Source organism: Microbispora siamensis (genome assembly GCF_016863095.1).
Classification (GTDB): domain Bacteria; phylum Actinomycetota; class Actinomycetes; order Streptosporangiales; family Streptosporangiaceae; genus Microbispora; species Microbispora siamensis.
Genome location: NZ_BOOF01000010.1, coordinates 22,406 through 44,086, shown reverse-complemented (window position 1 = coordinate 44,086; position 21,681 = coordinate 22,406). Strand labels below are relative to the sequence as shown.

General features: G+C 69.3%; 24 protein-coding genes. 17 read left to right on the top strand and 7 right to left on the bottom strand.

The features are described from left to right. Positions 1–84: 84 nt before the first annotated feature. From Msi02_RS11450 to Msi02_RS11435, 4 genes are read left to right on the top strand one after another with little or no spacing between them, the layout of a single operon-like run. A complete protein-coding gene (locus tag Msi02_RS11450) occupies positions 85–735 on the top strand; it encodes a hypothetical protein (RefSeq protein WP_204048323.1) in 651 nt (216 codons plus the stop codon). Positions 736–767: 32 nt separating this feature from the next. After that, positions 768–1,421: an ABC transporter ATP-binding protein gene (locus Msi02_RS11445; RefSeq protein WP_204048322.1), complete on the top strand. Its 654-nt coding sequence runs from the start codon at positions 768–770 to the stop codon at positions 1,419–1,421. Continuing rightward, positions 1,418–2,206 (top strand): ABC transporter permease, encoded by a 789-nt coding sequence (locus Msi02_RS11440; protein ID WP_204048321.1) that lies wholly within the window; start codon positions 1,418–1,420, stop codon positions 2,204–2,206. The genes Msi02_RS11445 and Msi02_RS11440 overlap by 4 nt, the downstream gene beginning before the upstream one ends. A 20-nt stretch (positions 2,207–2,226) precedes the next feature. Continuing rightward, positions 2,227–4,248, top strand: coding sequence for a polyprenyl synthetase family protein (locus Msi02_RS11435; protein ID WP_204048320.1), 2,022 nt, complete (start codon positions 2,227–2,229; stop codon positions 4,246–4,248). An 18-nt stretch (positions 4,249–4,266) separates the two neighbouring features. Here the strand turns inward: Msi02_RS11435 and Msi02_RS11430 are convergent, their stop codons facing one another. Continuing rightward, a complete protein-coding gene (locus Msi02_RS11430; protein ID WP_079315615.1) occupies positions 4,267–4,989 on the bottom strand; it encodes a TetR/AcrR family transcriptional regulator in 723 nt (240 codons plus the stop codon). An 84-nt stretch (positions 4,990–5,073) separates the two neighbouring features. On the opposite strand from Msi02_RS11430, the gene Msi02_RS11425 reads away from it, so the two are divergent. From Msi02_RS11425 to Msi02_RS11405, 5 genes are all read left to right on the top strand, one after another. Continuing rightward, on the top strand, positions 5,074–5,922 hold the full coding sequence (locus Msi02_RS11425) for an SDR family oxidoreductase (RefSeq protein WP_204048319.1): 849 nt from the start codon (positions 5,074–5,076) through the stop codon (positions 5,920–5,922). 83 nt (positions 5,923–6,005) lie between these two features. After that, positions 6,006–6,926 carry a hypothetical protein gene (locus Msi02_RS11420; RefSeq protein WP_204048318.1) on the top strand — a complete coding sequence of 307 codons (921 nt, stop codon included), beginning with the start codon at positions 6,006–6,008 and terminating at the stop codon, positions 6,924–6,926. Between the two features lie 115 nt (positions 6,927–7,041). Continuing rightward, a complete protein-coding gene (locus Msi02_RS11415) occupies positions 7,042–7,473 on the top strand; it encodes a hypothetical protein (protein ID WP_204048317.1) in 432 nt (143 codons plus the stop codon). Continuing rightward, positions 7,470–9,089 (top strand): hypothetical protein, encoded by a 1,620-nt coding sequence (locus Msi02_RS11410; protein WP_204048316.1) that lies wholly within the window; start codon positions 7,470–7,472, stop codon positions 9,087–9,089. Before Msi02_RS11415 ends, Msi02_RS11410 begins: the two co-directional genes overlap by 4 nt. A 90-nt stretch (positions 9,090–9,179) precedes the next feature. Next, positions 9,180–11,420, top strand: a complete 2,241-nt coding sequence (locus tag Msi02_RS11405; protein WP_204048315.1) for a glycoside hydrolase family 6 protein — start codon at positions 9,180–9,182, stop codon at positions 11,418–11,420. Position 11,421: 1 nt separating this feature from the next. On the opposite strand, the gene Msi02_RS11400 is transcribed toward Msi02_RS11405, so the two are convergent. Next, a complete protein-coding gene (locus Msi02_RS11400; protein ID WP_204048314.1) occupies positions 11,422–12,057 on the bottom strand; it encodes a TetR family transcriptional regulator in 636 nt (211 codons plus the stop codon). Positions 12,058–12,256: 199 nt separating this feature from the next. Between Msi02_RS11400 and Msi02_RS11395 the strand changes: the two genes are divergently transcribed. Next, entirely contained in the window at positions 12,257–14,281 is a 2,025-nt protein-coding gene (locus Msi02_RS11395) for a glycoside hydrolase family 6 protein (protein WP_204048313.1), read from the top strand. A 2-nt stretch (positions 14,282–14,283) separates the two neighbouring features. Here the strand turns inward: Msi02_RS11395 and Msi02_RS11390 are convergent, their stop codons facing one another. Further along, a complete protein-coding gene (locus tag Msi02_RS11390) occupies positions 14,284–14,958 on the bottom strand; it encodes a DUF4166 domain-containing protein (protein WP_204048312.1) in 675 nt (224 codons plus the stop codon). Continuing rightward, the gene (locus Msi02_RS11385; RefSeq protein ID WP_239108308.1) at positions 14,955–15,626 is read right to left on the bottom strand and encodes a hypothetical protein; all 672 of its coding nucleotides are present in this window, start codon (positions 15,624–15,626) and stop codon (positions 14,955–14,957) included. The genes Msi02_RS11390 and Msi02_RS11385 overlap by 4 nt, the downstream gene beginning before the upstream one ends. Before the next feature lie 282 nt (positions 15,627–15,908). Between Msi02_RS11385 and Msi02_RS11380 the strand changes: the two genes are divergently transcribed. Beyond that, positions 15,909–16,814, top strand: coding sequence for a YDG/SRA domain-containing protein (locus Msi02_RS11380; protein ID WP_204048311.1), 906 nt, complete (start codon positions 15,909–15,911; stop codon positions 16,812–16,814). A 54-nt stretch (positions 16,815–16,868) separates the two neighbouring features. Here the strand turns inward: Msi02_RS11380 and Msi02_RS11375 are convergent, their stop codons facing one another. Beyond that, positions 16,869–17,384 carry a DUF5919 domain-containing protein gene (locus tag Msi02_RS11375; RefSeq protein WP_239108307.1) on the bottom strand — a complete coding sequence of 172 codons (516 nt, stop codon included), beginning with the start codon at positions 17,382–17,384 and terminating at the stop codon, positions 16,869–16,871. Between the two features lie 349 nt (positions 17,385–17,733). Between Msi02_RS11375 and Msi02_RS11370 the strand changes: the two genes are divergently transcribed. From Msi02_RS11370 to Msi02_RS11355, 4 genes are all read left to right on the top strand, one after another. Next, positions 17,734–17,955: a hypothetical protein gene (locus tag Msi02_RS11370; RefSeq protein ID WP_204048309.1), complete on the top strand. Its 222-nt coding sequence runs from the start codon at positions 17,734–17,736 to the stop codon at positions 17,953–17,955. Positions 17,956–18,080: 125 nt separating this feature from the next. Next, positions 18,081–18,299: a hypothetical protein gene (locus tag Msi02_RS11365; protein ID WP_204048308.1), complete on the top strand. Its 219-nt coding sequence runs from the start codon at positions 18,081–18,083 to the stop codon at positions 18,297–18,299. Positions 18,300–18,361: 62 nt separating this feature from the next. Next, the gene (locus Msi02_RS43130; RefSeq protein ID WP_239108306.1) at positions 18,362–18,574 is read left to right on the top strand and encodes a DUF397 domain-containing protein; all 213 of its coding nucleotides are present in this window, start codon (positions 18,362–18,364) and stop codon (positions 18,572–18,574) included. A gap of 61 nt (positions 18,575–18,635) precedes the next feature. Beyond that, positions 18,636–19,055 (top strand): hypothetical protein, encoded by a 420-nt coding sequence (locus Msi02_RS11355; protein ID WP_204048307.1) that lies wholly within the window; start codon positions 18,636–18,638, stop codon positions 19,053–19,055. A gap of 1 nt (position 19,056) precedes the next feature. On the opposite strand, the gene Msi02_RS11350 is transcribed toward Msi02_RS11355, so the two are convergent. Continuing rightward, on the bottom strand, positions 19,057–19,452 hold the full coding sequence (locus Msi02_RS11350) for a YybH family protein (RefSeq protein WP_204048306.1): 396 nt from the start codon (positions 19,450–19,452) through the stop codon (positions 19,057–19,059). A 56-nt stretch (positions 19,453–19,508) separates the two neighbouring features. On the opposite strand from Msi02_RS11350, the gene Msi02_RS11345 reads away from it, so the two are divergent. Next, positions 19,509–19,886, top strand: a complete 378-nt coding sequence (locus Msi02_RS11345) for a winged helix-turn-helix transcriptional regulator (RefSeq protein WP_239108305.1) — start codon at positions 19,509–19,511, stop codon at positions 19,884–19,886. 44 nt (positions 19,887–19,930) lie between these two features. On the opposite strand, the gene Msi02_RS11340 is transcribed toward Msi02_RS11345, so the two are convergent. Next, positions 19,931–20,686 (bottom strand): SDR family NAD(P)-dependent oxidoreductase, encoded by a 756-nt coding sequence (locus Msi02_RS11340; RefSeq protein WP_204048305.1) that lies wholly within the window; start codon positions 20,684–20,686, stop codon positions 19,931–19,933. Positions 20,687–20,812: 126 nt separating this feature from the next. Here Msi02_RS11340 and Msi02_RS11335 point away from each other — a divergent pair, with 126 nt between their 5' ends. Continuing rightward, positions 20,813–21,673: a helix-turn-helix domain-containing protein gene (locus Msi02_RS11335; RefSeq protein ID WP_204048304.1), complete on the top strand. Its 861-nt coding sequence runs from the start codon at positions 20,813–20,815 to the stop codon at positions 21,671–21,673. The last annotated feature ends 8 nt before the right edge of the window (positions 21,674–21,681 follow it).

Below are 21,681 nucleotides of genomic sequence, written 5' to 3'. Positions count from 1 at the left end.
GCCGACAGCGTCTTGAGTCACGGCCCATCCCGTTACTGATTGTGATAAGTATCTTGCTGACAGCAATCAACCGGGGGGAAGTCCATGAACGTTTCTCGATCGCGCGTCTACCTGACCTGCGGCGTCGGCGCCGCCGCGGCGGCCGTGGCGGGCCTGGCCCTGGTGGTCGCCCCTACCGTGGCCCAGGGCGCGTCGGGCGGCACCGGCACGAGCACCAGGCCGGTCGCCGACCCCTCGCCGAAGCAGCCGGGCGGCCACACCGTGCTGACGTGCGCGATGAGCACGAGCAGCGCCCAGCCGATCACCGCCGACCCGGCGGTGGGCAAGGAGGCCCGCACGGTGACGGCCAAGGGCACTCTGACGCTCACCAACTGCGCCTCTCCCGACAGCAGCTTCCCCAACATCCGCTCGGGTACGGCCACCCTCCAGGGCAGCGGGCAGGCGTCCTGCACGGGCATCCAGAACGTCACCGGCACGGGCACCGTCACCTGGAAGGACGCCCAGGGCCAGACGTTGGGCACCTCCACGATCCGACCCAACATGGACGGAATCGCCTCGTACAACCCGGGCGACATGATGTTGGTCGGCGAGGTCACCGAAGGAAAGCTGAAGGGTAAGCGGATCGCCGGGAAGGCCGCTCCCACCTCGGACATCGGCCAGTGCTCCACCAAGGGCGTGAGCAGCGTCCAGGCCAGCGGCACGGTCGCGTTCATCGCCGTGGACACAGCGAAGTAGCCGACGCGGGACCGGGTGGAGAAGGGTGCTGCATGCCGTCGGATGAGCCCGTGCTGCGAGTGCGGGACGTACGGAAGAGCTACCGGGGCGGCCCGGTCCTGAATGGAGTGAATCTCGATCTGCCGCCCGGCCGGGTGGTGGGGATCGTCGGGGAGAACGGCGCGGGCAAGACCACACTGCTGCGCGTCCTCGCGGGCGACCTGCGGCCGGACGGCGGGTCGGTGCGCCACCGCGGGCGCGTCGGTCACTGCCCGCAGGAGACGGTGCTGCACGACGCGTTCACGGTCGAGCAGCACCTGCGGTTCTTCCAGGTCGCCTACGGCTTGGAGAGCCTGCGCAGGGCCGAGGAGCTGCTGGAGGCGCTGCGGTTCTCCGGCTCCCGCCGGGCCAGGCCCGCCACGCTGAGCGGAGGCACGCGGCAGAAGCTGAACCTCGTCCTGGCCCTGATGCACGACCCCGACGTGCTCCTGCTCGACGAGCCCTACCAGGGCTTCGACTGGGAGACGTACGTCCGGTTCTGGGACCTGGCCGAGGAACTGCGCGCGCGTGGCCGCTCGGTGCTGGTGGTCTCCCACCTCGCCTACGACGCGGCCCGCCTCGACACGCTCCATCGGCTGGAGGGCGGCGTGCTGCGTGAGCAGGAACGCGTGGACGCCGGGGTCGCGGACAGGACTGGTGCCCCATGAGACGCCATTGGGACTGTTACGCCACCGCCGTGTGCATGACGCTCGTGCAGCATCTGCGCAACCGGCTGGCTCTCGTGATCATTGTGGTCTTCATACCGGTGTGGGCGATCCTCATCTACGCCCTGTCCCTGGAGATCGCGCTGCCGTTCCACGTCCGCGCCGCAGAGCGGGTCGTCACCCTGCCGGCCAACGTGCTCAACCAGCTCGCCGGCGCGCTGCAGATCCTGGCGTTGATCACCGGGTTCATGATGTTCGTGACCACGATGAACTCGGCGTCCTTCGATCGCCGGCTGGTGCGGTCGGGTTTCCCCCAGCTGTCCCTGATCGCGGCGAAGCTCACCGCCCTGGTGATGGTCGCGCTCTGCGTCGCGACGTACGCGACCGGTCTGATCTGCCTGACCCACCGGCCCGCTCAGCCCCTGCTACTCGCCACCGCCCTGTTCGGCGGGGCGCTGATCTACGGGGGGATCGGCATCGTGCTGGCCGCCGTGCTGACCAGTGACCTGGCCGGTCTGGTCCTCGTCACCGTGATCTGCTCGGTCGACCTGGCCCTGCAGAGCCCGCTCGCCACCCCGGCCGCGGCCGGCACCCTGGTGCGTTACCTGCCCGATTACGGGCCGATGCAGGGCGCGGTCGCCGCGGTGGCCCTGGACACGGTGCCCTGGAGCGCCGTCGCCCCCGCCGTGTGCTGGGCACTGGGCACGGCGGCCCTCGGTATCTCCGCTTTCGCCGGCCGCACGCGCGTACACCGGCCGGCGGGCGGGCCGGCGACGGTTTCCGCCTGAATCCCCCGTCAGGAGCATCCATGACATCTGAGATCGTTTCCCGTGTCTTTCCCGCCCTGGAGTCCGACCTGGAACGGGTCCGCGAGATCGTCGGCGTGGCGGACGTGCCGAGCCGCGCTGATCTGACGGCGCTGACCAGGCAGCCGGCCGGTCACCGCCACCTGATCCGGCCCACCTTGGCACTGCTGTCGTACTACGTGCTCGCCGGCCCGGAGCGGGCCGCCGACGTCCGCGCCGTGAAGGCCGCGGCCGCCGTCGAGCTGCTGCACATGGCATCGCTTCATCACGACGACGTCATCGACGACGCGCGGCAACGAAGGGGCCGGCCGAGCGTCAACAGCGTCTGGGGCGCACGCCTGGCGGTCCTGGCCGGTGACCTCCTGTTCATCAACGGCAGCCGGATCGTCGCCGAGCTGGGCGAGCGCGAGGCACTGGTGGCCGCCGAGGCCGTCCAGCACATCTGCTCGGGGATGATCGCCGAGACCGCCGACCGCTTCCTGCTCTCCCGCACCGAGGATGCCTACCTGGAGGTGACCGGCGCCAAGACGGCCGAGTTGCTGTCCCTCGCCTGCCGGCTGGGCGCCATGCAGGCCGGGCGGGACCCGGAGGCGGAGGAGGCCATGGCACGGTTCGGCTGGCATCTCGGCATGGCTTACCAGGTGCGCGACGACATCCTGGACCTGACCGCCACGACCGGGGAGCTCGGGAAACCCGTCAACTCCGACCTCGTCGAAGGCGTCTACACACTCCCCGTGATCAGGGCCCTGGCCTGCGAACCCGCGCTCGCCCGGCTGCTGCGTCGCGGCCTGACGACGGCCGAGGCCGAGCGCGCACGGCGACTGGTCCTGTCCTGCGGAGCAGTGGAGGAAGCCCGGAAGGTCGCCGACGAGCAGGCGGAGGCGGCCCTTCGGCGGCTGCGGGGCGTCGGCGATCCTGGGTCACGAGAGGCGCTGACCGACTACGTGCAGTCGGTCATGGGCTCCGTCAGACAGGCCGGCCCGGCTACCGCCACCGTGCCCGCGCCCTCTCCCGCCCCCTCCCCCGCTTCCGCTCAAGGCGACGTCCTGGTTCGGCTGGTGCAGGACCGGTTGGACGCCTGGTTGCTGGACACCGGGCTGGCCGCCACACCGGAGGAGACCCGCCACCCCCGATGGAGCGGCATGGCCGCGGCCACCGCGCTGATATGGCCGGGCGCCGACGCCGACCAGCTCGAAACCCTGGCCCGGTGGATGCTGGTGTGCATCGTGCTCGACGACCTCTTCGACGAGCCGGGTCTCGCGGACCACGCGGAGGCCGCCCAGATGCGCCACCGGCTCGCCACACTCATCGGCGGGCTCGACGACACCCCGCCGACCGGTGGAGCGGTCGCCACGGCTCTGGCCCAGGCATGGGAGCGGATCCGCCTGACGCAGCCGCCCTGGTGGCGGACGCGGGCCATCGGCCACCTGCTCGATTGGCTGGACGCGGCCGAGCGCGAGGCATGCCACCGACTCAGTGGGTTCGTCCCCAGCCTGCGCGACCAGTTCCCGCTGCGCCTGGGGAGCGCCGGGGTGCCCGTCTTCCTGGACGCCTTCGAGATCACATGTGGCGGCGAGTTCAAGCCGTCCGTACGCGACCATCCGCTTCTGCGGCGGTTGCTGGACCTCGGCTCGGCCACCGTGCTCGCGGAGAACGACCTGCGGACCCTGGATCAGGACGAGGCCGCCGGCACTCCCTACAACCTTGTCAGGGTGCTCCGCCAAGAGGCCGGCTGCACCAGGCAGGAAGCGATCGACGAGGTGACCCGCCAGATCGAGGACGGGTACGCCCAAGTGGACGCCATACTCACCTCCGGGCCGGCCATCCTGCGGCCCGCCTCGGGCGGCGCAGACGCCGTGCCGGTCATCGGAATCCTGCGGATCATCCGGGATCGGCTTCCGGGCTGGCGCGCCCTTCACGACGTCGACCGCTACAGCTCGTCGTCCACCGACGGCGGGACGCACCTGGCCCGGCTGCGCCGGGAACTTCTGGTGGAGTACGCGGAGACCGGCGCGGCCCGCTGACCCCGGCCTGCCGAGACCTCAGCCGGATCCGTCCGCGGCGAGGCGGTCGAGCCATTCGCCGAGCACGTGGCGTTCGCCGTCGGTGAGAGCCGTGGCGTCCGGCAGCGCGGCGCGCAGCGCCATCGCCGCCGCGGCCGGTCCGGGGGTTTCGACCGCGGGGGCGTCGGTGGTGATGGCGGCTATCGCCGCGTCGCGGGCCACCTCCGACAGGCGCGGGTCACGCCGCTCCTCGGGCAGTGCGAGCAACGTGAAGACCGTGCCGCAGCCCGCGGCGTGCAGGAGGTCGGCCGCCAGGCGCTCGCCGACCTTCAACCGGCCGGCGGCGGCGATGGCGTGGATACGCTCGCCGAGCATGCGGAAGGCGGCGACGGCGGCGGGCGACCGCCGTCCCGGCGTGGGGTCGCCGTACATGAGCGAGAACAAGGCGGGGTTCGCCAGCCCGAACCCGACGTGCAGGTCCCATCCGGCCCGCAAGGCTTCGACCGGATCGTCGGCGGGCGGGCTCGCCTTCTTGTCCTGCAGATAGGAGCTGAAGCCATACTCGGCGACCGCGTCGAGCAGGCCCTCCTTGTCGCCGAACAGCCGGTAGATCGTCGGCGCCTGCGTCCCCGCCGCCGAGGCCACCGCTCTGGTCGAGAGGGCGTCGCGCCCGCCGCTCGCGAGCAGCCGGGCCGCGACCGACACGATGTGCGCCCGCGTCCTGTCGCGGCCACTCGCCGCCTCACTCTCCGGATCGCTCACGATTCCAACGATATCAGCGTGGTGCTATCGTCGATTTTCCAGTGTTAGCGTTCTATCGTTATCATCGATAGCAAGGAGTGAATCGTGATCGTTATCACCGGAGCGACCGGTCAGCTCGGCCGTGGCGTCGTCGAGCACCTGCTCGCACGCATCCCCGCCGAGCGGATCGGCGTCAGCGTCCGCGACCCCCTCAAGGCCCAGGACCTCGTGGACCTCGGCGTACGCGTCCGGCAGGGCGACTTCGACGACCCCGCGAGCCTGGCGTACGCGTTCGAGGGCGCGTCACAGGTGCTCATCGTCTCCGGCCCGGCGGACGCCCGCCCGCACCGTACGGCGATCGAGGCCGCCACGGCCGCGGGCGCCGAGCGTGTCCTCTACACCAGCCACATGGGCGCGAACCCGGCCTCGCCCTTCCTGCCGATGCCGTCCCACGCCGAGACGGAGCAGGACCTGCGCGCAGCCGGGGTCGCGTTCACCGCGCTGCGCAACGGCTTCTACGCCGCTACCGCGCTCCAGTTCGCCGGTCAGGCGCTCGAGTCCGGCACGCTCGTCGCGCCGGAGGACGGCCCGGTCTCCTGGACGGCCCACGCCGACCTCGCCGAGGTGGCCGCCGTCGCACTGACCCAGGAGGGCCGGCTCGACGGGATCACGCCGCCGCTGACCGGTCCCGACTCACTCGACCTCGCGGACGTCGCCGCGATCGCCGCCGACCTGACGGGACGCGAGATCACTCGCGTCACCGTCCCGGACGACGAGTGGGTCGCGGGCATGGTGGCGCGCGGCGTGGCCGAGCCGCAGGCCCGGTTCCTGCTGGGCATGTTCGAGGCCAGCCGCCGGGGAGAGTTCGCCGAGGTCGGCCCCGCCCTCGGGGAGCTGCTCGGGCGTAAGCCGATCGCGTTCCGCGAACTGCTGGCGGCCACGCTCACGAACTGATGCCCTTTTGCGCCTGATTCCGCCCATTCGATTCGTGTGATCGTTACAGTACGTCGGACGGAGTGTTCCCAGGGAGTGCAGGCATGGGCAGGCGCAAGTACCGGGACGAACGGCGTCACTACAGATACGTCGAGGCCATGGTGGTCGACCGTGTTCTCGACGAGAACACGCAGTCGGTGCTGCGAATGCTGCCCGGGCAGCCGATCGTAACGGCGAACCAATTCTCCGCATCCGTCGATTGGGACGACTACACGCGGGAGATGGAGAAATTCGTCGAGCAGACCTTCGACGCCTGGCTGTTCTTCGACAACTACGGTCCTCGTACGGTCGCCTTCCGGATCCCCAGCGCGGCGCTGCCGACGCAGGCCGTCGCTCCGCATCTGCACGGCACCTCGCTGGAAGGCCTGTGCATGGAAACCAGCGGCGACGATCTGCTCCTGCGGTTCAGCCTGTACGCCGAGGACTCCGAGCTGTTCAACCTGAACGAGACAGGTGCGGGATGGCTTCACAAGATCCTGCCGGTCCGCGAGGAACTGATGTCGGGCAGGCTGGACGCGCTGGAGCTGGCGCGGGTGGTCGGCACCCACTGGGACGAGGTCGACCGCAACCCGTCCGCCGAATATGGGCTGTCGAAGGCGTCGCGCGTCCTGGCGGCGTACCTGCTGGTCGCTCCCGAGGAACTGGCGCGCTTGGCGGCCAAGCGGACGGAAGCAGGGAGCGTGGAGTTGCCCGCGGGGTGGCTGTCCGCCTGTTCCGGCCTCGAACCGGTGGCCCGATGGGAGTTCGCCGCCGCCGATCCGCGCAAGTCCTTCCAGATCACGCTGGGCCGGCTGCCGAGCGGCTGTGAGTACGGCGAGTGGTACGTGACGTCGTCGGAGCCCCGGGGCAGGCCCCTGGCCTTTCGCACCGAGGACGACGCCCGCCGTGGTTACCACGACGAGGCGCTACGGCTGCAACGGCTCAACGACCCCGGCCGCTGGCGCCAACTGGACCACACCGTGTGAGCCGTGCATCGGCCGAGCATTTCGCGCCCCGAGATCATGCCCGTAAGCGGATGCATTCAAGACGCTGATAGGCGGAACCGGGTGGAATTCCATAAAGCATGTGAGGAGGCCGAAAATGCTGGTCGAATGGCTGGCAGCGGTGGCCGCGGCGGGCGGCACCGCGGTGGTACAGGCCGCGGGCACGGACGTGTGGGTGACTGTGCGGCAGCGGGTGGCGCAGGTGCTCGGCCGCGACGATCCCGAACGTGAGCAGGCGGAACTGATGCGGCTGGATCAGACCGCGGCGGATCTCGCCTCGCTCGCCCCGGGGGATGCGGCATTGATACGGGCACGGCAGGAGGCGTCCTGGACGGCCCGGTTCGAAATGCTGCTGGAGAGTCTCGGCGAGGCCGAACGCGAACGGGTCGCCCGTGAACTGAACGACATCGCCGACCAGGCCCGGCAGGCATCGGTGGGAGGTGTGTCGGGGAACGTCTTCCACGGACCGACCGCGTTTCAGATCGGGGACCACAACCGTCAGGACAACCACTTCGGGCCGAGGGCATGACCCGCGACGCCGAATCAGACGGAGACGGAGTATCGGGAAACGTCTTCCACGGCCCGGCCCCCTTCCAACTCGGCGATCGCAACGTCCAGATCAACCACTTCCACCAAGCGGCGCCGCAGCGCCGCCCGCTGGTCCTCGCGGGTGCGGCGGTTACGACCCGGGAAGAACTGGCCGCCGCCATCCGTGGCAACTGGGCTGCGGCGAGGCGTCAGTTCTTCGAGGGCGCGGCCGCGACCGGCGCAGCCTCCGATGGCCGGCTCGGCCTTCTCACCTGGTTGCACGAGCTCGACGGTCTCACCGCCGATGACCTGACCGCCCAGATCGAACTCGTCGACCATCGGCTCCGAGACGACGGACTCCCGGCCGACCTGAAACTGCTTCACCTGCTGGGCTGGCTCGATCCGGAGGGAGAAGCCGTCTGGCGGGGAACGGTCGTGACCCCGAAGTCGCTTTCCGAGGCACTCAGGATCGGTCGTCTGCGCGAAAGCGGCCCCGAGTGGGAGCTCTACCGCGACCTCTGCGAGGGCGGCTTGTTGGACGCCCTCTCCAGGTTCACAATGCTGAGCGCACTGCGCGGAACGCAACAGGCCTGGGACGAGGCCTGGGATGCGTGGCGGCAGTTGGCCGCTCAGGCTCCCGGACTGCCGACCGAAGCCCGGGAATGGGCCGAGAGCGGGGCACGCGGGCTGCTGCTCGCGGCCCTTCTGCCCTACCCGGAGAGCAAGGCGTGGTTGCGCGCCGGCTGCGAGCGCGTGGCGCCACCCCCCGCCGGTGAGATCGAGTGGTACGACTGGTTGCGCGCGCGGGACGGCGGCTCCGATACCCCTATCGGATGGCTCGTGCGCGCCGACTTCACTGCTTTCGCCGCGGCCCAGGCGGAACAGCAGCGTCACCAGGCGGCGGTCGACCGGCAGAACCAGCGGATGACGACCGCGCTGGACGCCGCCTCCGCTCTGCGCGACCGGCAGTGGGCCGACTATGAGAGCCGGCGGCTCTCGCCCACCGCCCGATTGGGAGCGGTCGTCCGCGCGACGCTGTGGCTCGGGGCCTGGGGCGCCGCCACGATCCCGGTGGCCTGGATCATCTGGGGCTGGACTCTCCCGGACATCGCCGCGACGGTGTCCTGGTATCTCGTCGCGCTGACCCTGGCGGCGTACGCAGGCCGGCTACCGACAGTCGTACGACTCGGCGCGGCGTATCAGCCTCCGCTGCGGCGCGTGCGCGAGTGGGCCCGGGCTGCTAGCGGCAGCATTCGGAGAGGTTTGATCAGAGTCGGCATCGTGGTCGGAGTCGTCCTGATCCTTGGGGTGCTCCTTCACGACGTCGGATCCATCGTGACGACGGTTCTCCTCACGCCCTTGCTGGCCGTGGCGTTCTACTTTGCCCGCATCGGGGCGCTTCACGACTGGGCGGACGACCATCGGGAACGGCTGCGGGACTACCAGTCCAGGCGGTCCGGTTCCGGCGGCATCCCTCAGAGCATCGTCCGAGGTGTTCAATCGCCGTCGGCCAGAGTCCGGGCCGACGCCTACCAGGCGTACGTGCGGCAGTTCACCGGCCTCGACCACGGCCGGAAGGACGATGCCGACCGGGAGAACGGCCGCCGCGACCGCTGAGCGGCTCCGCAGTGCCGGGCGATGGCCGTGCCCGGCGACGGTCAATAAGATCCTTACTGATCTGGCGAGAGCATCCAGCGGGGGCGAACGATGTCGCATTCTGGGGCGAACGGCGGCAGCGAGGCGGGGGGCTTACGCGGTTTCGGTGACGGGCACGAGTCCGGCCCCGGATGGCCGTCCGGCCCGCCGTGGCACCCCGCCGACCTGCGTACGGGCGACCCGCACCAGGTGGGGCCGTACCGGCTGCTGCGCAGGCTGGGCGAGGGCGGCATGGGCACCGTCTACCTGGGCGAGGCCCCGGACGGGACGCGCGTGGCGGTCAAGCTGCTGCACCACACGATCGCCGCCGACCCCGACTTCCGCCGCCGATTCCGCCGCGAGGTCGAGGCCGCCAAACGAGTCGCCCGCTTCTGCACCGCCGCCGTCCTGGACGCAGAAGTGGACGGCGAAACCGTCTATCTGGTCACCGAATACGTGCCCGGGCCGACCCTTAAGGAGACCGTCGAACGCGACGGACCGCTGCGCGGCTCCAGCCTCGACGGCCTCGCCGTCAGCATCGCGACCGCCCTGCGCGCCATCCACGCCGCCGGGATCATCCACCGCGACCTCAAGCCCGGCAACGTCCTGCTCTCCCCCATCGGCCCCAAAGTCATCGACTTCGGCGTCGCCCACCTGACCGACACCGCCACGCACAGCAGCGCGGTCGTCGGCACGCCATCGTTCATGTCCCCCGAGCAGTTCGAGGGCGGCCCCCTCACACCCGCCTCCGACGTCTTCGCCTGGGCGGGCACGGTCGCGTACGCCGGCACGGGCCACGCCCCCTTCGGCAACGGGCCGCTGCCGGTCGTCATCAACCGGGTCATCAACGGCGAACCCGACCTGACCGGCCTCGACGGGCCACTGGGCACGCTCGTCGCCCGCGCCCTGGCCAAGAACCCCGCCGAACGGCCGACCGTACAGGACATCCTGGACACCCTCACCGGCTCCCCCGCGATGCCCTCGCTGGTTTCGGGGGCGGAGGTGATGTCGCAGGCGTCAGTGGCGCCGGAGTCATGGGTCACCACACTGCCCGGAGGCGACAGACGCCGCCGCAGGCTGCTGACCGGGGTCGCGGCCGGAGTCGCCGGACTGGCGGTGATCGCGACGGTGGTCGCCGTATGGCCCTCCGGCGGCGACACACACGCCTCGGCCTCCGCGACCTCCTCAGTCACCTCCACGCGCTCCACGGTGGTGGTCTCCGGAGGGCCTACGCCCATCGCCTCGGCCGCGTCGAAGGCCCCGACGAGCAGTGGCGGCAACCCGCTTCGCGAGCCCGGCGTACGGTTCGCGTACCGGCCGGATCCCGACGCGCAGCGCCAGGCGAGCGTCTGGAGCGCGCAGGGTAAGAAGGCCGACGCCGCACTGATGCGCGCCCTCGCCGCAGTGCCACATCCCGTGAACCTGAACCTGCCGGCCGCCGAGGCCGGGCGCACGGTCGCGTCCACCGTAGGGGTGGCCTCCGCGCGTCACGCCGTTCCCGTGTTCGTGACCGACCACGTGCCGATGAAGGACTGCTCCCAATGGGGAGAGCCGGACGAGCGGTCCTACCGTGACTGGATCGACCGTGTGGCGAAGGCGATCGGCAAGGCGCGGACGGTGGTCGTGCTGGAACCGAACAGCCTGACCAGGCTTCCCGGCTCGGACAGCTGCTCCCAGGGGAGCAAGGCGGGCGCGGCCGAGCGCTACCGCGAGCTCGGCTACGCGGTGAACCGCCTGGGGAAGCTCCCGCACACGGCCGTGTATCTCGACGGCGGCATCAAGGGCTGGCCCAGCCTCGTCGAGATCGCCGACCGGCTCGTGAAGGCCGGGGTGAAGCGAGCCGACGGCTTCTACCTGAACACGGCGGACTTCCAGGAGACCGACGAGCTTCTCAGGTATGGGGAAAGCCTCTCCCGTTGCCTCTACCTGAAGATGAACAACGGCGGGAGCACCTGCACCGGCGCCGAGATCGACGCGGTGCCGGCCGGGACGCCCCTGACCCACTTCGTCATCGACACCAGCCGGAACGGCAAGGGCGGGTGGGAGCCGCCGGAGGGCAAGTACGCCGACCCGCAGATCTGGTGCAATCCTCCGGGCCGCGGCGTCGGTCGCCGCCCGACCACCGACACGGGCAGCGAACTGGCCGACGCGTTCCTGTGGCTCCGCTCCCCGGAGCAGTCCAACGGCCAGTGCACGCGAGGCGGCAAGGGTCCCCAGGACCCCGTCTACCACCAGGTCGACCCCATCGGCGGCACCTGGTGGTCGGTGCTCGCCCTCGACCGCGCCCGCAACGCCGTCCCGCCGCTGCGCTGACTCACTTCTCGCCGGAGTTGGCCTTACGGAGGCGGGCGCGGACGGTACGCCGTACGAGCGGGCCCATGTCCTCCAGGACGCCGACCAGGCCGGCGAGCTGCTCCAGGCTGTCGAACGCGCGCTCCGCGCCGTCCCGGTCGACGCCCTCGTACAGTTCGAGGCCGACGAAAGCCGCCGCGGTGGCGCGGGCGAGCCCGGCGACGTCCACGAACTCCGCGAGCGGACTGCCGGCCAGCACCCGGTTGAGGACCTCCTCGATCTCGGTGACCCACATACCGAGACCGGCCGCGGTGGCGGGGGCGAGTTTGTCGTCCATCTGGCTGCCCGCGAGCATCTGGGCGAGCACGGCGAGGTTCCCCGCCTCGCGCTCTTCAGCGTGCAGCGAACGTCCGAGGTCGAGCAGCTCCTTCAGCGAGTTCACGGTCGCGAACCGGGCCCGGTAGACGGCCACCCGTTGCTCGGAGCCGTGCCGCAGGGCCGCGGCGAGGAGGTCGTCGACCGTGCCGAAGTGGTAGAAGACGAGCGCCTGGTTCACCCCGGCCGCGGTGGCGATCGCCCGCGCCGAGGCCCCCGCGATGCCCTGGGTTCGCAGTGTCTCCAGAGCGCCTTCGAGCAGCCGCGTACGGGTGTCGCCCATCGTCTCCCCCTTCGTTCCTCTTCGCGGCTTCACCGTAGTGGCACGTGTTCGGCGATGGCCCCGCGCGGCGGTGGTCAATAAGATCCGTACTGACTGACCTTCCGGACATCCCAGCGGGGGCGATGTGAACGGCGGCAGCGAGACGGGGGGCTTACCCGAGCAGCATGAGTCCGGTCTGCGGGCAGGTGACCCGGCCCAGGTGGGGCCGTACCGGCTGCTGCGCAGGCTGGGCGAGGGCGGCATGGGCACCGTCTACCTGGGCGAGGCCCCGGACGGGACGCGCGTGGCGGTCAAGCTGCTGCACCACACGATCGCCGCCGACCCCGACTTCCGCCGCCGGTTCCGGCGCGAGGTCGAGGCCGCCAAACGAGTCGCCCGCTTCTGCACCGCCGCCGTCCTGGACGCAGAAGTGGACGGCGAAACCGTCTATCTGGTCACCGAATACGTGCCCGGGCCGACCCTTAAGGAGACCGTCGAACGCGACGGACCGCTACACGGCTCCAGCCTGGACGGCCTCGCCGTCAGCATCGCGACCGCCCTGCGCGCCATCCACGCCGCCGGGATCATCCACCGCGACCTCAAGCCCGGCAACGTCCTGCTCTCCCCCATCGGCCCCAAAGTCATCGACTTCGGCATCGCTCACCTGTCAGACATGGCCGGACATATGAGCAGCGCCATCGTCGGCACCCCCTCGTTCATGTCCCCCGAGCAGTTCGAGGGCGGCCCCCTCACACCCGCCTCCGACGTTTTCGCCTGGGCGAGCACGATCACCTACGCGGGCACCGGCCACGCCCCCTTCGGCCACGGATCGCTCCCCGTCGTGCTCAATCGAGTCGTCAACGGCGAACCCGACCTGACCGGCCTCGACGGGCCACTGGGCACACTGGTCGCCCGCGCCCTGGCCAAGAACCCCGCCGAACGGCCGACCGTACAGGCCCTTCTCGACACGCTCACGGGTTCCACGGCACCATCCGTCACCACTCTGCCCGGGGGTGGTGGGAGACGCCACCGCAGCCTGATGATCGGTACCGGGGCGGGCGCGCTGGCCCTGGTCGCGGCGGCGACCGCCACTTGGCTCGGCACCTCGTCGGGCTCGTCCTCGTCCGGCTCGTCCGCCACCACGTCCGTCACCTCGGCGGCCTCCGTGGCTGTCACGGTCCCGTCCGCTTCCGCCGCCGACAGCGGGGGCAACCCGCTGCGCGAGCCCGGCGTACGGTTCGCGTACAAGCAGGAGCTCGACCCGCAGCGCCAGGCGGACCTCTGGGACGCTCAGGGCAGGAAAACCGACGCCGCGCTGATGCGCGCCCTGGCCGCAGTGCCGCATTCCGTGAACCTGAACATGCCGGTCGCCGAGGTGAAGGACACGGTCACGTCCACCATGCGGCTCGCCGCGGCCCACGACGCCGTACCGGTGTTCCTTACCGATTACGTCCCGCTGCTCGACTGCTCCGATCGGGGGGCGCCGAACGAGCAGACGTACAAGGACTGGATCGACCGGATCGCGGCCGGCATCGGCGCCGGCCGGGCGGTCGTGGTGCTCGAACCCAACAGCCTGACCGAGCTGCCGGGCACCGGCGACTGCCCTTCGGGCGGGAAGGCGGGGATGACCGAGCGCTACCGCGAGCTGGGCTACGCGGTGGACCGCCTGGGTAAGCTCCCGCACACGGCCGTCTACCTCGACGGCGGCATCGAGGGGTGGCCCGACTTCGTCGCGATGGCCGATCGGCTCGTGAACGCCGGGGTGGGGCGGGCCGACGGCTTCTATTTGAACAGCTCGGACTTCCAGCACACCGACAGCCTCCTCCGATACGGGGACAGGCTCTCCCGCTGCGTCTACCTCTTGAGCACCAAGGGCGGTGGCACCTGTGCGGACGCCGAGATCGACGCCGTGCCGGACGACGCGCCGCTGACCCACTTCGTCATCGACACCAGCCGCAACGGCAAGGGCGTGTGGGATGCCCCCGAGGGCAAGTACGCCGACCCTCAATTGTGGTGCAACCCGCCAGGGCGGGGCGTCGGCCTGCGCCCGACCACCGACACCGGCAACGAGCTGGCCGACGCCTTCCTGTGGATCCGCCACCCCGGAGAGTCCAGCGGCCGGTGCCTCCGGGGCGGCCCCGGGCCGGAGGATCCGGTGTATCACCAGGTGGACCCGGTCGGCGGCAGTTGGTGGGCGTCCCTCGCTCTCGAACGCGCTCGCAACGCCGTCCCCCCGTTGCGCTGACTTCACAGGCGCGCCTCTTCGCGCAGCGGCTTGATCGTGGCGGGCACACCGTGCTCGGTGACGTCGACATATCGGGCCTTGAATGCGCCCCAATAGCCGAACATGGGCCCCAGCCTGTGGTGCGAGACGGTCACCCCGACGCGGAACTCCCCCGCCTCGTCGTCGTACGACTCCCTGACGACGGCCGTGCCGGTCATGAGCGCGGGAAGACGGCAGGAGAGCCACCCCTCGTGCAGTCGGAACGCGTTGGAGCGGATGACGAGGCCCCCGCGCTCGTCCACGTGGAAGTCCAGGTCCACGGCCAGATGCTGGTGCGAGCCCAGGTAGTCGACGATGCCTTTGACGGGGTCGTACACCATCTGGGCGTCGAACCGTCTGCGGTGGCCGGGCAGATCGAATGTGCGGACGAAGCTGACCGTCTCCCGTCCGTACGAGTCGATGTACGGGTAGTTCTCGATCATGAACGGCACCTGCCGGCCCTGCTCGGGGACCAGGATGTTGCGGGTCCCGCCCAGGGCGAGGAACGGCCGGGTGAAGCCAGCATGCCAAATGTGCTCCATCACCCCCGTGCCGACGCAAGCCCGCCTGCCGGTGACGCTCACGCCGAAGCGGCGCCGCAGTTGCGGGTGCAGACGGACGAAGTCAGCGCCGAGGGCACGTTCGAAGATCGAGGTCATGGCGTCTCCAGGTGGGTCAGGGGAGCTTTTGCCGCCTGCCGATCAGGCGGACGGCGTCGGCATCGGCGCGCCGCGGGGGTTGACGGGAGCGGCGGCAGGAGGATGGCCGCTGCTCCTATCAGGCAGGCGATGACGGCCGGGGTGATGGCGACGGCGACGGCGGTCGCGAGGGTGCGCAGGCAGAGTTCGGCGAGGGCCTGCCACAGGGAGCGCTCAGGCGTTCGGCCGGTCTCCAGCCAGAGGCGAAGCCGGTCGAAGGACCAAGCCGTCGCCCAGCCGATGAGCGGGCGGAACATGGCGTCCACAGCCTTGCCCCAGCCGGGGCGGTAGCCGTACCGGGTGATGAAGCGGACGCCGTCGTCGGTCGGTACGTATCGCCAGTAGCCGGAGCCCGAGCGGATCAGCGAGAGCGGATGGTCCGAGGCGAACCGCAGCGCCGACGTCCTGCCGCCGATGTCGTGACGGTCCCCGGTCGTGACACCGTCGCCGGTGATGACAAGCCCCGGCAGGACCCGAAAGGCGTATCGGAAGTGCTGCGGCCCGTCGTCGGCACGCGGCACGTAGTCGATGTCCGTGAACCGGAGATCCCAGCGTTGATGCAGCTCAGGCCGCTGCGTCCGCTCCCAGAGTGCGCCCATGTCAGCCCGAATCAAGCACTCGACGTACACAAACCGACCCACGCACCCTCCAACGCGTTGAGCGATCGCTCAAACCGAGAGTAAGCCGATTTAAGCGACCGCTCAAGTAGCACTCAACTGGAGATGGATGTTCAGGTGACAGCCCTTACCGCCTGACGCCCTAGTTGCGGGATGAGGAGCTCGTACCGGCACCTTCCCGACGGTCCCGAGGAAGCACTCCAACCAATAGGCGTTGCGCTCACATATACCTATATGACCACAAATCGGGCTAAGGTGCTCTTGTGGTTACTCCATATGCCATCATGTTGCAGCATGGCAGTACAGTTCGGACACATCGCGGGTTACCCCACAGGTTCTCCATTCAAGAACAGAGAAGAACTTCGAATTGCCGGCCTGCACTCGCAGAACATGGCAGGCATATCCGGTAACGCCAAAACCGGAGCGGACGCAATCGTAGTATCTGGCGGATACGTAGACGACGCGGACTACGGGGAAATAATTATTTACACTGGACATGGGGGACGCGACCCAAATACTGGGCGCCAGATTCGAGACCAAGAGTTAATCGACTCAGGAAATGCCGCTCTCGTTCGTAGTGAATTAGAGGGACTGCCGGTACGCGTCATACGAGGACGTCACAACAAGCGGCATCACCAGTCGCCATTCGCACCAAGCTCGGGCTATCGATACGACGGACTCTATCGAGTGGAAAGCCATTGGGCCAAGATGGGGGTGGACGGCTTTCGCGTCTGGCAGTTCCGCCTGGTCAAGCTCAAAGACGGGGAAGTATCGACACCAAAAGACACCAGTCCTGCGTCGATTGATCAGTATGCCGTCGGGCCCGCTCCGGTAACTACCTCGATCATGCAGCGTATCGTGCGAAACAGCATGATCGCGCACATCGTTAAGTCCTGGTACTCCCATGAATGCCAGGTCTGCGGACTTGCCATACAAGTAGAGGGAGGCCTGTACAGCGAAGGTGCCCACATACGCGGCCTGGGGCAGCCTCACCATGGTCCCGACGTACCAGAAAATCTCCTCTGCCTATGCCCGAACGATCACGTACGCTTCGATAACGGGGCAATCTACCTTACGGACGAACTACACGTTATGGATGCATTAACTGGCCAAGCAGTAGGTCAGCTGCGCGTGCACAAGAACCACAAAATTGATTTGAGGCACGTTGCTTACCATCGAGAGTGCTGGACCAAGGACTAGATGTAGCGAGTTCCGCACGGTCACTTGATTAGCGACAAGCAGGGGAACGTCGTGCTACGCCTGCCGCCATATTTCTCGGCCGGCTGACCACAGTTCGTTGACGTGGTACGCGAAGCGGTCGTAGAGGCCGTCGTCTTGGTGGCGCTTGAGGTGCAGGAGCGGCGAGTCGTGCCCGACCAGCTTGGCCAGGTGTGGGGTGACGAGCATTTCGTCGTCGAACTGGAATGCCGACAGGGCGATGTGCTCGTCGCCGAACCGCGCCTCGATACCGGGCACGTCCTTGAGATGGTCGAGTTCGGCCAGCGTGATGCGGATCCGAGTGGAAACCGTGAGCGGGACCGCTTCGGTTTCCTCGCGTCGGCGAGTTACCTCACTGTCAGGGTCGCCAATCAGGAAGCGGACGTGGCATCCCTGCTCAGCTTTGCGCTTGAGCACCTTCGCCAGATTGGGGTGCTCCAGCCAGAGGAAGTAGTTCGTGTATCCGGCCAACGTGATTGTCGACTTCGCGTCGGTGATGAGCGCCCGCCATACGCTCTTCGGGCAGGCTGACCGGTAGGGGTAGACCGACACGACCTCCCGATCAGGTCCAGTCTTGACCGTGTTCCTTATCGCCTCGGGCCATAACACGGACTCATCCACTCCCAACGCTTCGGCAGCGGCCCACCGATGACGTGGGTGCGGCACGCGTGCCTCGTCAGCCAGCCAGCGGGACACCGTCTTAACGTCCACCTCACACCGCAGCGCGAGGTCCCTTTCGGTAAGTCTCGCACTGGACATGGCTTGGCGTAGAGAGTGATTGGTCATCGGCGACCTCGAATCGGGAGGACGTTGAGGACGTATCCAGACGGTAACGCGAAACGTCCCGCACGTCCCGAGAACGCAGTGTAAACGCACCAGGACAGCGCGTGATGCTATCGCCATGTCCACGACGACAACCTTCCAGGATCTGCAGGCCGCGTTCCCCCACTGGACGATCTGGCGGAGCTCAGCCGATCGCCTATGGGCCACACGCAACCAGCGGCTCACTGACGCGCAGTTGAGTCACGGGCTGAGCCACACCATCGACGCTGACGACGCCGACCAACTCGTTGCGCAACTCCGCGAGCAGGAGGAGCTCGCCGCAGGGTTGTTGCCCCAGTGAGTGACCGCGTACCTGCCCTCCGAGCGTCCGCTGTCCGGGCGCTCGATGCTCTGGCCCAGGCCGACTCTGGATGTCCCGGGCTGCATGTGGCTCCGGAGCAGCCCGAACATGTCGCGATCCGGTGGATGCGGGAGACCAGGCGCAGCGTCCGGGCCCGGGTTGTGGCCCATACCTGCGACCACTGCGCGCCGCTGGCGTACGAGCTGTGTGCGTCGGGCGGGCTGCTGTTCGTCCGCCGTACGGACAGAACCGCCAACACGCCGGAGGTCCGGGAGGCCGAACGCCTGCCCGATCCGCAGGCGCGACGGCTGTGGATGGATCTGTTGCTCGGCAAGGCCCGCTGAAGCCCACAAGACGCCCGCCCGGCGAACGGTCCGGGGCGGGACCACCAACAGGAAGGAACACGATGGACCTGTACGACCGCGACCTCGCCGGAGTGCGCTTCCGGCGGCTGTGCGGCGGCAACCAGCAGGACGAGGACATGGAGTCCTGCGTCGAGCTGGCCCCGATTCCGGGCGAGGCCGACGCCTTCGCCCTGCGTGACAGCAAGAACCCGGATGCCGGGACTCTCCGGTTCACCGGTGCCGAGCTTCGCGCGGCCGGCCTGACCACACTGTAGGAGCACGGTGGCCCCTGCCCGGTGATAGCAGGCAGGGGCCACCCCCACTGTACGGAGCGCCATGCACCTGCACTGCTACGTGTGGAGCGGGATCGGGGAAGAGCTGCGCAACGAGGCCGAGCGACGACCGCCGCTGCCGCCCGCCGACCCCGGCCCGTTCACGAGCTCCCCGCTGCCGCCGATGCGTACGTGCGACTGGCTGCTGAAGCCGGCCCACCGGATCGACGCCTCTCCGGCCACACCCGACGACGCACTCGCCTGGCTCGCGGAGCGCTACCGGTCGATGGAAAGCTCCTTCCTTCGCCCGGCCGACGAGGCTCAAATAAGCCTCGACCTCCGGCTGCACAACGCCCGTGAGGCGCTCACCAGCGGCGTGGACGTGCAGTGGGGCATCTGGCTGACCGGCGGCCGGTTCCTCACCTGCGGCGTGGTGTGCTGCTCCCCCAACCGCCACGCCGATTACCGCTGCCCCGCCTCTTGATTCAGTTTCCTTCCACAGGCGCCACCCCGAACGGGTTGTCGATGACGTACCGCCAGACGCCGTCCGGGCCGCGGCGGGCGACGTCTGTCGCGGTGCCCTCGATGCGCACCCGATCACCCCGGACGTCCGCGCCGTCGATGATCCAGTCCACCACGAGCAGCGCGAGATCGCCGGACACGTAGGTGTGCCGGGGCCGCACTGTGATCGGCACTCCGAGACCGAGGAATTCGGCGTTTGCCCGGCCGATCCCGTCCCCGGTCACTGCCATGCCGGGACTCGGCACGAACACGGCGCCGTCCTCGTACATCTCCGACACAGCGGCCGGCACGCCGCTGTTGAATCGCGCGGCGAACACCGCGGGGACGTCCTCGGCCCGGCGTGCTATTTCTCGACTCATCGGCTTTCATCCCTCCGGTCGTCCAGGAACCGCGAGGAACATTAGGAGGCGCTTTCGTGGCTAACCAAAGGGTGTGCATCGCCCGGCCGGGCCTTCCGGACGGCCCGATGGGCGAGGCCGCCGAGCCTTCCCCGTCCTGCCCTGTGGAGATCACCCTCGCGGCGCTCCGCGGCAGGTGGACGACACTGGTGATCCGCGAACTCCTCCGCGGCGACCGTACGTTCAGCGAGCTCCGCCGCATACTGCCCCGCCTCTCGGACAAGGTCCTCTCCGAACGGCTGGCCCACCTCGCGGACGTCGGAGTCGTCGACCGTCACCGTCTCTCCGGCTGGCCGCCTCGGGTCCGGTACAGCCTGACCCCGCGTGGACGCTCCCTCGGTCCGGTCCTGCAAGCCCTCTGGGACTGGGGCAGGGACAGCAGAGTTGGACCGTGAGGGCGTCGAGTGCCCGCCTACCGCTGCCCCGCCACCTGAACCGGTCAGGCGCCGCCGGTCACTTTGATGGCCTGTCCGGTGATGCCGGTGTTGGCGGCCGAGCCCAGGTAGACGACGGCGCCCGCGACCTCGGCGGCGTCGAGCAGGCGGCCGATCGGAGCCCGGGCGCTGTAGTGATCGCCTGCCTGCTCGACCATCGCGACGTTGGTCTCGGTCCTGGTGAACCCGGGCATCACGACGTTGGACAGGATGTCGCCATCCTTCCCCAGCCCGAACGCGGCGGACCTACTGAAACCGTGCAGTGCCGCCTTGGCCGCCCCGTAGTACTCCCCACCCGGCATGCCGTCGACCGCGATGCTTGACGAGATGTGCACCATCCGGCCCCATCCGCGTTCCCGCATGGACGGGACGACCGCCCGGCTGAGCCGCAGCGCGCCCTCGACGTTCGCCCGGATCATCTTCTGCCACCTCTCGTCGGGCACGGCCTCGAAGGGAAGGTCCGCCTCCGGCTCGGTGGCGCCCCAGTGCACGGCGTTGTTGACCAGCACGTCGATCCGGCCGGACCATGCGAGCACGGTCTCGACCAGGCCGCGGGCCGATTCGTCGTCGTCCAGTTCGTACGGCGCGACCAGCGAGCGTCCGTCGATCTCCTTGGCAAGCCGCTCCGCACCCGCCTGGGAGTGGTGGTAGGTGAGCACCACGTCGGCCCCTTCGGCGGCGAACCCGCGGGCGATCTCGCGGCCGATGCCGCCGGAGGCTCCCGTCACGATGACCGTACGGCCCCTGAGTCCCAGATCCATTTCAACGCTCCTTACGACTGTGGAAACAAAGAATCCGGCGACAGGGACCGCCGGAGGGAGGCCGGGCCGAGACTGGCCCCCGCAGGGCCACGATCGGAAACGAGGCCACTCGGTAGCCTGCGAATCGTGAGCGACAACACCCTGGGCGAGTTCCTGCGGGCCCGCCGCGAGGCCGTCACCCCCACCGAGGTCGGGCTGCCCGGCGGCGGCCGGCGCCGCACCCCCGGCCTGCGCCGTTCCGAACTGGCCACGCTCGCCGGGATCAGCGTCGAATACCTCACCCGGCTCGAGCAGGGGCGCGATCGTCATCCCTCTGTGCCGGTGCTCGCCGCCCTCGCCGACGCGTTGCGCCTGTCCGCCGACGAGCGCCTCCATCTGCTCCACCACTTCAAGGCGGCCGATGGCGCCGGCCGGCTTGTCGGCCCGTGCCAGGGGCCGCCCGCGCAGTCGGTCCGGCCCACCGTCCGGGCACTGCTCGACCGGCTCGAACCCGCCCCGGCATTGGTGGTCAACCGGCTCGGTGACGTGCTCGCGTACACGAACGGCTACGAGCGGCTCACCGGCCCGATCGGGTTGCTGGACCGCCGGCCGCCCAACCTGGTGCGGTACGTCTTCGCCGATCCCCGGGCCAGAGCCGCATATCCCGAGTGGGACCGAGTCGCCGACCAGCGGCTCGCCGGGCTGAAACTGGGCGTTTCCCGCGAGGACCCGCACGTCGAGCACCTGGTCGACGAACTGACCCTCGCCGTCGGCACCCCCTTCACCGACCGGTTGAAAACTTCGCCGGGCCCGCCCAGGCGCACCGGCCTCGAACGGCTCACGCATCCGGAGGCGGGCGAACTACGGCTGGCCTATGAAACCCTCGGCCTGGCCGACGACGACAACCAACTCCTGATCGCCTATCTCCCCGCGGACGACGCCACCGCCGCCAGGCTCGACCGCCTCACCGGCCGCCACCCCGGCGCCCTTCGCGCCGTCAGCGGCTGATGATCTCA